This is a genomic window from Rheinheimera sp. F8 (assembly GCF_001518915.1).
This window is the reverse complement of sequence record NZ_CP013656.1, coordinates 1,222,570-1,235,107: the sequence shown is the minus strand read 5'-3', so window position 1 is coordinate 1,235,107 and position 12,538 is coordinate 1,222,570. Positions and strand designations below refer to the sequence as shown.

Here is a 12,538-nt window from a genome sequence, read left to right as displayed (position 1 = left end):
AAAAGCACGACAAGCACCAGGGTAACTTCAGCCTGAATCAACACTAAGGAGTAAAAGATGAAGTTACCATTGATGATATTCGGCCTGATAGTTGGGCTCGCCATGGCGCCAGCTAAAGCAACACAACTGCCAGCCAAAGCAATACAACCGCCTGCGGCGCAACCTGCCAGCAACTCTAAGGTGGCCTTGCTGATTTCCGGTTATGGCAAGCAAGGTGATCCAGCCATCAGTTATGATTTGGAAGAGCTGGCCCAGGCGTATCTGGTGCTGCAACAAAACGGTTTGAGTCTGGATATCTTGTCGCCCAAAGGTGGTGCAGTACCGGTGCACAACCGCAAAGACGATTTGCCCTACATGCAGCAATTTAAGCAGCAGACGCCAGCCCTCATGCAGCTGAAACAGACCTTAGCGCCAACCGCTGAACTTGCCACTCAGTATGCAGCGGTATTTATTATTGGCGGTGATGGCGCCATGTTTGATTTGCCGGTGGATGCTGGCACACAGCAGTTCCTGCAGGCGATGGTGCAGCAAAAAAAAACGATTGCGGCGGTTTGTCATGGGCCAGCTGCGTTGGTTAATCTGAAAAATCCGGATGGCAGTTATTGGGTTGCAGGCAAAGAAATGAACAGCTTTACGCTGCGCGAAGAGCAGGCTTTTAGCGCTGAGTTGCTGGATAAGTTCCCGTTCATCCTCGAAACCCGTTTACGCGAACTTGGTGCCTTGTTTGTCGCCAACCAGCCGATGTTACCCTTTGTGGCGCACGACAAACTGTTGATCACGGCGCAAAACCCAATGTCGGTGCCTGCCGCTGCTGATTTATTAGCGCTGCAACTGGGCCAAACACCCCGCACCCGTACGCCTTTTCCGGAAGAAGCTACTATGGCGTTGCTGGCAACCGCCCGCAGCAACGGAGTCGCTCATCTTGATATCGCGCTGGCGCAACAGCCCGGTCTTTATGATCTGAACTACCTGGCTTTGTATGGCATGTACAGTTATCGCCTGGCGCAATCGCCCGCCGACAAAAGTACCGAACTGCGGCTGATGGCAAAAATCGCCGAACATTTTCAGCATCCACAATATCAGCTGGCGTTATTGCAGGCCTACCTGGCGGAGCAACAGCTGACACCTGCGCGGGCTTTGTATCTGCAGTTGCAAGAGCAAGCACCGAAATTATTGGAACAGGCAGGCGTCAGCAGCTTATCCTACTGGAGCGCCGTGAAACAGTAACGGTCGCCATTCCTTTACCAATTCATTCACCGTGCGCAGAGCCTGAGATTTGCATCAGGCTCTGCCTTGAGTTCTGTTCCTGCACGCCCAATACCTCCAATACCGATGTCACATGAGGCCATCAGATGGATTTGTTGCAAACTGTCATGTCCCCGGCAGTCTTATTTCTTTATGCCGCACTGGTCGCAGGGATTGTGTTGTTGTTCTGTACCATGGCAAAGTTAATCCGCTGGGCGAAGCGCAGGCCGGCTGGTGCCTATTTTTTGCTGGCATTGCTGCCGCTAATCTCGTTGTTGCCAATCCCGCCGGCAGAAGTCAAAAAGCTACAGCACATCAAACAGGAACAGGTCAAACGCAAGCAGGAAGCGGGCGAGCCGCCGCCAGATGAACCGACCGTTTGAGACGGGATGCCTGCAGAATGTTCCAGCTGGTTTGAGTTCGATACACTGCCGCTGTGCCAGACCACGCGGGCCCACCGAGGAGAATGCAGTGATGCAGGACTATCTGTTCTTGATGTACAACGATGCAACCGATCAAGCCGCGGCCGCCGACGATACCGCCTGGCAACAGTATTTTGCTTTTTTACACCAAAGTGGCTGCTTTGATGGCGGCAGTTCCATTGGTGCAGGACAGTCGTTTCGTAAAAGCGGCACCGCAGCAGGCAGCGCGAACCAACTGTCCGGATTTATCCGCGTTCGCGCCGAAGACTTGCTGGCGGCGCAGCAGTTTCTGTCCGGCAACCCGATTTACGAGGCGGGCGGAACTGTCGAAATTCGTGAGTTACTAAGGGATTAGTTTCATCGGCGACCTTTTCCAGCGTTCTATTTTGGATAGATTTGACCAAATCCGAGCCGGTGGGAATGATAACGCCAAGGTAAAGCATCTTTGACGGATTGGCGCTGCCCAAACAGACATGAATAGCTAACCTGCATCTGGATTTGAAAAACATGAACTTACTTTTTGTTTGTAGTGAAAATCGTCTGCGCAGCCCAACAGGGGAAGAAGTATTTTCGGCTTATGACGGCATTCATGCGATCGGCGCCGGCACAAACGCCGATGCTGAAACCGTGGTTAGTGGTGACTTGATAAGTTGGGCTGATGTGATTTTCGTAATGGAAAAATCGCATAAAAATAAGGTTGCCAAAAAATTTAGGGATCAGCTGAAAGGCAAAAAACTGGTGTGTTTGGATATTCCGGATAATTACGATCGGATGGATCCTGTGTTGGTGCGTCTGCTACGCAATAAAGTGGCCAAACATATCCGGCTTTTTGCCTGATAAAGACTCAATCCCAGATACTTTTCTGATTGAATTCATCAGCCCTCTTTGGTTTGTTATAAATATGTGGCATAAAAGAGTTGAAACTAAAAAGGCATGACGAACTGAAGGGACAAGTGGATATGGAACAACAGAATACTCAGACGGATCGCAAAATAAAACAACCGCCGGTCTTGTTTAGCAAAACTCAGGCTGTGATCTCACAACTCAGCAAACTGCTTGGTGGACCGCTGCTCACTTATTGGAATAACCCTCGGGGTTCTGTCTGCGCCAATGATGTGGTGGCACTGAATGAAATTCTTGAGCGGGTAGGTACCCATGAAACGCTCTATTTATTTTTGAAGTCTGACGGCGGCAGTGGCCGGGTTTCTCTTCGATTTGTCAATCTGTTACGTCAATATTGCCAGAAGCTGGTGGTGTTGGTGCCACTTGAATGCGCATCTGCCGCAACCATGATCACCCTGGGGGCTGATGAAATCAGAATGGGGCCAACCGCATATCTTACTGCTGTGGATACATCGCTGAATCATTCTTTATCGCCGGTTGATCGGGATAATGAGCGTGTCAGTGTCAGTTTGGATGAGCTGAACCGGGTGATTAACCGTTGGCGTTCTGAGCAGCATGATTCGACTGACAATCCCTATAAAACGCTGTTTTCATATGTGCACCCCCTGGTGATTGGGGCTGTCGACCGTGCCGAGTCATTGTCTGTGATGTTGTGCCGGGAATTGCTGTCTTACCATATCGCTGACGAAAACAAAGCGCATGAAATTGCGGCCGTGCTGAACTCAAAATATCCGTCTCATAATTATCCAATCCTGCTGAATGAAGCAGTGAAAATTGGCTTAAAAGCCGTGCCATTAAGTCGGGAAGTTAACTCCTTGTTGCTTGAACTGAATCGTTTCTATAGTGAAATGGGGCAAAAGGCGACCACGGATTTTGACGAGTTCCGCGCTCATGGCAACGAAATTCTGAATATCCTCGAAGGCGAAAACCTGCAGGTGTTTTATCAGCACGACAAGGACTGGTTCTATCGCAGCGAAGAACGGCGCTGGATCACGATGAATGACGAAAGCAGCTGGCGCCGGATAGAAAAAATTCGCGGCAAACTACACCGCAGTGTTATGCACGTGGCATAACGCCTAAAGCACCAGATCAGCAGCAATGTGCGACTGATACACAGGAGCGAACGATGATGTTATATCTTGTGTTTTACCGGCAGTTTTTTCAGTCTGGAGCTAACCAGTGAGTGCATTCACAATCAAAGGTCGCCTGAATCGGACAGTGTTGTCGAGTCTATTGTTATGCAGTAGTTGCATGGTACCTGCCCAAACACCGCTTTCTCCGCAAGCCAGCCTGCCCCAGGTTTTCACGACAACTGTCCCGTCACAGGCGCAAGTGCTGGCGGCGGCGCAAGCCAGTTTTACCGAGTATTTTCAGTTACTGGCGTTGCCAAATGACGCCGTGGTCGCCGCCGATATTCAGAAAAATACTGATTTCCTGCAGCAGGCGTTTAACCGCCGTGGTTTTACCACGCAACAGCTGGCCAATAACGGCAAACCGCTGCTGTACGCTGAATATCGCAGCCAGTCGCCTGACGCAAAAACGCTGTTGTTTTATATGCATCTGGACGGCCAGCCGGTGTTGCCCGAGCAGTGGGCGCAGACCAGTCCGTGGCAGGCGGTGGTGAAAAAACGCAACCAGCAAGGCCAGTGGCAGGTGGTTGACCCTAAAGTACTCCAGCACCAACCGCTGGACCCTGAACTTCGGGTGTTTGCCCGCGCATCGGCAGATGATAAAGGCCCGATCATGATGTTGCTGGCGGCCTTTGATGCACTCAAAGCGGCAGGGCAGGCGCCGGCGTTTCACGTCAAAGTGTTGCTCGACAGTGAAGAAGAAAAAGGTTCACCGACGATTAAGGCCATCGCCAAGGCTAACGCAGCTTTGTTAAAAGCAGATGGTTTATTGATTTTGGATGGTCCGCAGCACGCCAGTAATCAACCCACGCTGGTGTTTGGCAACAGAGGCGCCACCAGCCTGGCGCTGACGGTCTATGGGCCGAAAGCGCCGCTGCACAGCGGCCATTATGGCAACTATGTGCCGAATCCGGCGCAGCGTCTGGCTACGTTATTGGCCAGTATGAAAGACGATGCTGGCCGCGTAACTGTGCCTGGCTATTACGACACAGTGCAACTGTCGGCCACTGAGCGTGAGGCGTTAGCCACAGTGCCGGATGATGCTGCGGCGCTGTTAAAGCGGACCGGCATCGCCCGTCCTGATGCGGTGGGCGTAAATTATCAGGAAGCGCTGCAATATCCGTCGTTGAATATTCGCGGCATGCAATCCGCAGCTATCGGAGACAAAGCCGCCAATATTATCCCGCATCTGGCGGTGGCAGAGCTGGACCTTCGCACCACGCCAGAGGCTGATTCTGCCTATCTGACTGGATTGCTGCAGCGCCATATCAAAGCGCAGGGCTGGTATTTAACCAAAGGTGAGCCAACTGACGCTGAGCGCGCCATGCACAACAAAATCGCGTCATTGATCCCTGGTGCCGGCGGCGATGCAGCGCGCACACCGCTGGATTCTCAACTTGGTAACTGGGTATATGCCGTGCTGCTGCAAGACAGCAACTCAGTGGTGCGGATACGGATGATGGGCGGCAGTCTGCCAACTGAACAACTGGTCAGCGCGCTGCAGATGCCTTTTGTCATTCTGCCGCTGGTCAACGCCGACAACAATCAGCACAGTTTTGACGAAAACCTGCGCATCGGGCATTACGTCGCTGGCATGCAAACCTTGTTGCGCGTGCTGCGCACACCTTATTAAGCGGGTAAAAGCGTGTGGCAGGCGCTGAATGATCCTGCAATACCTGGGCTGCTGTCAGCGATGCTGCAGTAGCTAAAAATTTTACGTCAGAGCACATTTAAGGATCGGCAATGGCACTGGAACAAAATAATTACTTGATTGCAGCTGCAGTCTGTTGCGTACTGGCGGCGCTTGCGCATGCCGGTTGTATCCTGTTTGGCGCTGACTGGTACCGGTTTTTTGGGGCCGGTGAGGCGATGGCGCAAATGGCGGAAAAAAAGCTGTGGTATCCGACTGTGGTCACCGCCGGGATCACCGCGGTGCTGCTGATCTGGGCGGCTTATGCGCTGGCCGGCGCAGGTGTATTATCCGGATTGCCGCTGACCAGAATTGCATTGGTATTGATTAGCGCTGTGTTTTTATTGCGTGGATCCGCATTTGTTTGGCTGATGCCCAAGTTTCCGGAAAATTCTCTGACTTTCTGGTGGGTCAGTTCTTTAATTTGTCTGGTCATCGGTAGTTTGTTTGCTATTGGCACTGTGCAGCGCTGGCAGTTACTCGGCAGCAGCGCCTGAACTGCGGGTGGGTTGCCGCAGTCACGACATGAGCGGTAAGAACCAGTCTGCGGACCGGACATTGTTTTGTATTTATCAGGCGGAAGATTTTATGTATCAGGGTAGCTGTTTGTGTGGTGCTGTGATGCTGGAAGTGCATGGGCCCATTACTTCGATCATTCATTGTCATTGCTCGAAATGCCGCAAAAGCAGTGGCACTGCTTATGCGACCAATGGTTTCGTCGCCACCGCAGATTTACGCATCATCAGCGGCCAGGACCAGCTTGGTGCTTACGAGTCGGCGCTGGGAAAACGCCGGCACTTTTGCCGGATCTGCGCCTCGCCGATCTTCAGCAGCAATGCTGCAGTGCCGGAAAAATTGCGCTTACGGCTGGGTATTCTTGACACTGATATCGTGGAACGACCGATCTCGCACAACTTTGTGTCGTCAAAGGCCAACTGGGATGATTTGGATGCACAGTTACCGCGATCGGATAGTTACGAGCCTGGGCGATAGCCGTGCCCGGCGAATTATTCTGGCACGGATTACAACCATTGTGCGCTTGCTGCCGACTCTGCCTGAACCATATCTCAGGGAGACTCCGATGAAAGCATATCCATTTCATTTTTATTCTGCCATTTGTACCTTATTGACCGCTTGCTGCTTGCCACTGGCAACTGCCGCCACCATACCGGATCTGGCACAGCTGGATCGCGACATGACCGGCACGCGCACGCAAATTCTGGTGCTTGGCACTGTGCATCTGAGTGAACTGCCGGCCGGTTTTGATGAAACTAAACTGGATCCGCTGTTAGCCAGACTGGCTGCTTTTAAACCCGACATCATTACGATTGAAGCCTTATCCGGCGAAGAATGTGATTTGGCGCTGCGCCATGCGGCCAAATATGGTCAGGATTATTGCGCCAGTACCCAGGTGGCGCAGACTGCGACCGGCCTTGATGTACCATCTGCTATGGCGCGACTGACGTCACTGCTCAGCACCTTGCCGGCAACGCCGACTGCCGCACAGCGCCGGCAATTAGCGGCGACTATGCTGGCCGCCAATGATCGGGCGTCAGCCTATGTGCAGTGGTTGCAGTTGCCGAAGTCTGAACAACGCGCCGCAGATGGTCTGGATCAGACCTTAGTGGAGCTGCTGCAGACGATCAGCAAACGCAATAACGAAAATTACCAGTTGGCGGCGCGGCTGGCGGCCCGGCTTGGTCATCAGCGGGTGTATTCCACCGACAATCATACCGGCGACAACATCAGCTATACCGATCGCGACGCCTTTGGCCGTGAGGTGATGGCGGCCTGGGGCGCCGGTAAAGTAGCGCTGGATGCACGCGAAAAGCAGGTTGCGTCCTTACAACAGCAGGCCGATCTGTTGCCGCTGTATCGTTATATCAATCAGCCGGCGCATCTGCAGGTGCTGGCGGAGGTCAATGTCAGTGCCGCGCTCAGGGCAAAATCCAGCAGCGGTTACCCGCAAATCTGGGTCAGCGGCTGGGATATCCGTAATTTACGCATGGTTGCCAATATCGCCGAGACATTTCGCGAACAGCCCGGTGCACGGGTGCTGTCTGTGGTCGGTGTGTCACACAAACCTTGGTTTGATCAGTGGTTAGGGCAGTTGCAGGGCGTTGATGTGGTGGACACTCTGACCGTGATTGCGAAGTAACAACAATTACCGGTGTGTGGCCAGTGGGATTCTGCCTGGACCAGCCACACGCAGGTAAAATCAAGCGAATGGGCAGACCCAAGCGACTCGGCCCTGTGGCGACTATTTTTGCTAAAAATAACCCCAAATCTGCTTTCTAATCAAAAAATATGATGAAGGTGACTGATTTAAGTCAGTTTCCTAAATCGCATTTCAGGTCTACCTTTAATCCAACTCAGATGGAGCAGTGCGCTGCTGCTGAATTTAACCCGCGAATTGAACCAGGAAAAAGGAACCCTCAGATGGATACAAACAAATCAACCGGTGGCAAATGCCCTGTGATGCACGGCGCCAATACCAATGCTGCCAATGCGACGATGAACTGGTGGCCAAACGCGCTGAACCTCGACATCCTGCACCAACACGACAGCAAAACCAATCCGATGGCCCCCGGTTTTAACTATGCCGAAGCCTTTAAAACGCTGGATCTGGAAGCCGTCAAAACCGATTTAAAAACATTGATGACCGACTCACAGGACTGGTGGCCGGCCGACTGGGGCCATTATGGTGGCCTGATGATCCGGCTGGCCTGGCACTCGGCCGGGACTTACCGTATCGCTGACGGCCGTGGCGGCGGTGGCACTGGCAGTCAGCGGTTTGCGCCGCTGAACAGCTGGCCGGACAACGGCAATCTCGACAAAGCGCGGCGTTTGTTGTGGCCGGTTAAACGCAAATACGGCAATAAATTATCCTGGGCCGATTTAATGATCCTGGCCGGTAATATGGCTTATGAATCGATGGGCCTGAAAACTTTTGGTTTTGCTGGCGGCCGCGAAGATATCTGGCATCCGGAAAAAGACATTTATTGGGGTTCAGAAAAACAATGGCTGCAGGCGTCCGGTGGCGAAGGTAGTCGCTATAGCGGTGAGCGTGATTTAGAAAACCCATTGGCCGCGGTAATGATGGGGCTGATTTATGTCAACCCGGAAGGCGTGGACGGTAACCCGGATCCATTAAAAACGGCGCAGGATATGCGCGTCACTTTTGCCCGGATGGCGATGGATGATGAAGAAACCGCTGCATTAACGGCCGGTGGTCACACCGTCGGTAAAGCGCATGGCAATGGCAAAGCTGAACATTTAGGCGCGGCGCCGGAAGGCGAAGATCTGGAAGCGCAGGGCTTTGGCTGGCTGAACAAATCCGGCCGTGGCATTGGTCGCGACACGGTCACCAGCGGCATTGAAGGGGCCTGGACTACCAATCCAACGCAGTGGGACAACGGCTATTTTTATCTGCTGTTTACTTACGACTGGGCTCTGACCAAAAGCCCGGCCGGCGCCTGGCAGTGGGAGCCGGTCAATATCAAAGAAGAAGATAAACCGGTCGATGTGGAAGACCCGACTATTCGGCGTAATCCGATCATGACCGACGCTGACATGGCGCTGAAAATGGACCCGGTCTATCGCCAAATTGCCGAGAAGTTTTATGCAGATCCTGCTTATTTTGCCGACGTGTTTGCCCGCGCCTGGTTTAAATTAACGCACCGCGACCTGGGGCCAAAAAGCCGCTATTTAGGCCCGGATGTGCCAGCAGAAGACTTGATTTGGCAAGACCCGATCCCAACGGTCGATTATCGCCTGACCGATGCGGAGATCGCCCAGCTCAAAGCCAGAATTCTGACTTGTGGTTTAAGTCCGGCGGAACTGATCAGTACGGCATGGGACAGTGCCCGCACTTTCCGTGGCTCGGATTATCGCGGTGGTGCCAACGGTGCACGCATTCGGCTGGCGCCGCAAAAAGACTGGGAAGGTAATGAGCCGGCGCGGTTAGAAAAAGTACTGGCCGCGCTGAGTTCGTTACAGCAAAGCCTGACGCAAAAAATCAGTCTGGCTGATCTGATTGTGTTAGGCGGCACTGCCGCGGTTGAACAGGCGGCCAAAGCGGCTGGCGTTGATATCGTTGTGCCTTTTGCACCAGGTCGCGGTGATGCAACGCAGGCGCAAACTGATGTTGAATCTTTTGCTGTACTGGAGCCGCTGCATGATGCTTTCCGAAATTTCCTGAAAAAAGATTATGCGGCCGCGCCGGAAGAATTGATGCTGGACCGCGCCCAGCTGATGGGCTTAACCGCCCACGAAATGACGGTTTTAGTCGGCGGTATGCGCGTGCTGGGCACTAACTTTGGCGGCAGCACGCACGGCGTGTTCACTGATCGGGTTGGTGTTTTGAGCAACGATTTCTTCGTCAATCTGACTGACATGGCGTACAGCTGGAAACCGGTGGGCAAAAACAAATATGAAATCGTCAGCAGAAAAGATGGTCAGGTGAAATGGACCGCAACCCGGGTGGACCTGGTGTTTGGTTCTAACTCAGTACTGCGCGCTTACGCCGAAGTTTATGCGCAGGACGACGGTCAGCAGAAGTTCGTACACGACTTCGTCAAAGCCTGGGTCAAAGTGATGAATGCAGATCGGTATGATTTGAAGTAATTCGTTGTTTAAACGATAAAAAACGCCGGCAACTGCCGGCGTTTTGCTGTTTATTGTTGGGGGGATTAGATATTCACGGCGTTGCTTTAAGGCCACTTTGTGCCAGTTGTAGTTATTCGATTTTGGCGGTGTTTGTAGACCGCTAAAAGCATGAAGCAGATGTATCGTGGCAAATCCACCATCGCCACCACTGCGTTCGCCCGTTCGCGCCTCCCGCGCTCACTCTTAACCGCTCACTCCGCGGTTGCCGATGATGGATTTGTTGGCGTTTGGCAACAGCCGCTTTGAGTTAGTAGCGGAATATAACGCCGCAGGCACGATGCTTGAGCGCTACGTGCATGGCATTGGTAGCGACAACCCGTTAGTTATGACGGCAGTGGTACCACCAGGCCAACTTATCTGCTGACTGACGAACGCGGCGGCAATACGACGACCACGCTGATGCTGGACGGTATCTACGAGCAGGTGACGCTGCCAACCGGTATCACCGAACATAAATATTATGTCGGCGACGCCGTGGTGACCAAAAGGTCGAACAGTACCACCGATACCTTTTATCTGCACAAAGACCAGCAAGGCAGCACCACAGCTATCACCAATGCGGCTGGCACCACAGTGCAGCAGCTGATGTATGACCCCTGGGGCAAGCAATTCCTGGTCAATAACAGCATCCTGAGTTACAGCAGCCCGGCGCAAAGCAAAGGCTATACCGGCCATGAAATGGTCAACGACTTTGAAGTTATTCACATGGGCGGCAGAACCTACAACCCGACCTTAGGCCGGTTTATGCAGGCAGATCCGTTTATTCAGGAGCCGGGCAATTTGCAGAGTTATAACCGGTATGCTTATGTACAGAATAATCCGATGAGTTATACGGATCCGAGTGGGTATTTTATTGCAGGTTTGTTAAAGAGTGCTGTTCGTTCTGTTCTCAAACTGATCCCACAGAATGTTGGGAATTTTATGATTAGTTTAGGAGCCAAATTTTGTGGCCAATGGGCGGGCGCTTGTGCTGCAGCTGCAACTTATGAATTCAGCCGTGCTCATGGTATGAGCAGAACAGGTGCACTCAGAGCTGCAGCTGCTGCAGGTGCTGCTGCCTATGCATTTGGAAAAATTGGCGAGTATTATGGTGATGTCGGAGACCAAAATTTCTTAGATGCGTTAGAGAATGGTGCTGACTTTAGCCAATTGACATCCTTCGGTGGCAATCTTTTAACCGGAGGGCAAATCGCGGGTCAGATCGCGGCTCATGCGGTGACTGGCGGCATTGTGTCGAGTATTGGCGGTGGCAAATTTGGCCATGGCTTCTTTAGTGCAGGTGTGACTAAAGGGCTGGGGACGCCTATCTCTGCTCACTTTGATCAAGGCGTGATTTCTGGCACCATCACACAAATGGTGATTGGCGGCACAGCTTCGGTTATTGCGGGTGGTAAGTTTGCTAATGGTGCTAGGACTGCGGCTTATCAGTACTTATTCAATCAGATGAGTAAAGTTAACTATAAGCAAATATTGAAAGATGTGAAGCGGACGTGGCGTGAATATTGGCTGGATGAAATGGCTAGCAATACTCACGGATGTAATGTGATAGCCGGCATGGATTGTATTCCTCTAGCCCTAAATACGGGGATTACATTGACAGGTGCTGGTGCCTTAGTTACTGGCTCATTCAGACTTAGTGCATATTCTTTTTCTCTATCGGCTACGAAGTGGTCTGTATACGATCGAAATTCTGAAGGTGTTGGTTGGCTAGTTGTGGATGCAGTTAGTATGAGGGCAACATCTTTCTTTCACAACGATATATTCCTACATGGCGCGGACCATGTAATGAGTGCCTATAGCTATCTGTTTCAGACGGGTGATATGGTACATCAGATGGAAGTTAACCAAAATAAATACTGCAGTATCCCTATTAGGTGTGGACAATGAAATTTCATGTAAAAGATTTTATGTATTTTTGCTCGATTATGATGATCCCAACAATGATATTATTTAGTGGTGTGATCGGTTATGCATTCTTGGCTTACATGATCTCTTTCTTGCTGTTCAGGTATGATACCTTAATGCAGAAAATTCGGAATAATATTGATAAAACTGATTTCTTTTATTTTTCCTGTACGGCACTAGGTTTGTTATTAGGCACTACTTCAATATTGATTGATGGAGGGGCTATTTGGCCCCTTATCTGGGTTGCGTATTTTTTTGTTTATTCACATCCATATAGTGATCGATTTAAAAAATTTAATGAAAAAAATTGAATACCATAGAGAGCAAAACCTGACGGATCCCCAGAAATAACCTAACCATATCATCCGCTCACTTTCCTGACATTGGTCCAATCAAAAAGACCCGCCCATTCAAGCAGTTGCCTGACTGCCGCCTGGATTTCCTCACCGCTGATACCGACTCTGGCTAATCGGCACAACCGTTTACCCAGATAATTGAACGACAACACTCTGCGATGTTTCAGCGAATTCGCCTGGAACGACCGATGCTTGCCGGCGAGTTCTGCTGCCAACCCA

The 12,538-nt window shown here is 51.6% G+C and carries 13 protein-coding genes and 1 pseudogene; 13 read left to right on the top strand and 1 reads right to left on the bottom strand.

What is annotated here, in order from left to right:
* The first annotated feature begins 57 nt into the window (after window positions 1-57).
* The 13 genes from ATY27_RS05630 to ATY27_RS05570 all read left to right on the top strand — a co-directional run bounded on the left by ATY27_RS05630 (window position 58) and on the right by ATY27_RS05570 (window position 12,274).
* Complete coding sequence (locus tag ATY27_RS05630; protein ID WP_208930783.1) at window positions 58-1,227, top strand: type 1 glutamine amidotransferase domain-containing protein; 1,170 nt, start codon at window positions 58-60, stop codon at window positions 1,225-1,227.
* A 125-nt stretch (window positions 1,228-1,352) separates the two neighbouring features.
* Complete coding sequence (locus tag ATY27_RS05625; protein ID WP_208930784.1) at window positions 1,353-1,628, top strand: hypothetical protein; 276 nt, start codon at window positions 1,353-1,355, stop codon at window positions 1,626-1,628.
* A 91-nt stretch (window positions 1,629-1,719) separates the two neighbouring features.
* Window positions 1,720-2,022, top strand: coding sequence for a YciI family protein (locus tag ATY27_RS05620; protein ID WP_208930785.1), 303 nt, complete (start codon window positions 1,720-1,722; stop codon window positions 2,020-2,022).
* A gap of 152 nt (window positions 2,023-2,174) precedes the next feature.
* Window positions 2,175-2,504, top strand: a complete 330-nt coding sequence (locus tag ATY27_RS05615) for a hypothetical protein (RefSeq protein WP_208930786.1) — start codon at window positions 2,175-2,177, stop codon at window positions 2,502-2,504.
* Between the two features lie 122 nt (window positions 2,505-2,626).
* Complete coding sequence (locus tag ATY27_RS05610) at window positions 2,627-3,643, top strand: hypothetical protein (protein ID WP_208930787.1); 1,017 nt, start codon at window positions 2,627-2,629, stop codon at window positions 3,641-3,643.
* 178 nt (window positions 3,644-3,821) lie between these two features.
* Window positions 3,822-5,333: a M20/M25/M40 family metallo-hydrolase gene (locus ATY27_RS05605; RefSeq protein WP_208930788.1), complete on the top strand. Its 1,512-nt coding sequence runs from the start codon at window positions 3,822-3,824 to the stop codon at window positions 5,331-5,333.
* Window positions 5,334-5,443: 110 nt separating this feature from the next.
* Window positions 5,444-5,887: a hypothetical protein gene (locus tag ATY27_RS05600; RefSeq protein ID WP_208930789.1), complete on the top strand. Its 444-nt coding sequence runs from the start codon at window positions 5,444-5,446 to the stop codon at window positions 5,885-5,887.
* A 28-nt stretch (window positions 5,888-5,915) separates the two neighbouring features.
* A complete protein-coding gene (locus ATY27_RS05595; RefSeq protein WP_244151281.1) occupies window positions 5,916-6,383 on the top strand; it encodes a GFA family protein in 468 nt (155 codons plus the stop codon).
* Window positions 6,384-6,471: 88 nt separating this feature from the next.
* The gene (locus ATY27_RS05590; protein ID WP_208930790.1) at window positions 6,472-7,548 is read left to right on the top strand and encodes a DUF5694 domain-containing protein; all 1,077 of its coding nucleotides are present in this window, start codon (window positions 6,472-6,474) and stop codon (window positions 7,546-7,548) included.
* 281 nt (window positions 7,549-7,829) lie between these two features.
* Window positions 7,830-10,016 (top strand): catalase/peroxidase HPI, encoded by a 2,187-nt coding sequence (gene katG, locus ATY27_RS05585; protein ID WP_208930791.1) that lies wholly within the window; start codon window positions 7,830-7,832, stop codon window positions 10,014-10,016.
* 250 nt (window positions 10,017-10,266) lie between these two features.
* On the top strand, window positions 10,267-10,422 hold the full coding sequence (locus ATY27_RS05580; RefSeq protein WP_208930792.1) for a hypothetical protein: 156 nt from the start codon (window positions 10,267-10,269) through the stop codon (window positions 10,420-10,422).
* A 35-nt stretch (window positions 10,423-10,457) separates the two neighbouring features.
* Entirely contained in the window at window positions 10,458-11,945 is a 1,488-nt protein-coding gene (locus tag ATY27_RS05575; protein WP_208930793.1) for an RHS repeat-associated core domain-containing protein, read from the top strand.
* On the top strand, window positions 11,942-12,274 hold the full coding sequence (locus tag ATY27_RS05570) for a hypothetical protein (protein WP_208930794.1): 333 nt from the start codon (window positions 11,942-11,944) through the stop codon (window positions 12,272-12,274). The genes ATY27_RS05575 and ATY27_RS05570 overlap by 4 nt, the downstream gene beginning before the upstream one ends.
* A gap of 50 nt (window positions 12,275-12,324) precedes the next feature.
* On the opposite strand, the pseudogene ATY27_RS05565 reads toward ATY27_RS05570, so the two are convergent.
* Window positions 12,325-12,538, bottom strand: a pseudogene (locus tag ATY27_RS05565) (IS4 family transposase); the annotation flags it as partial.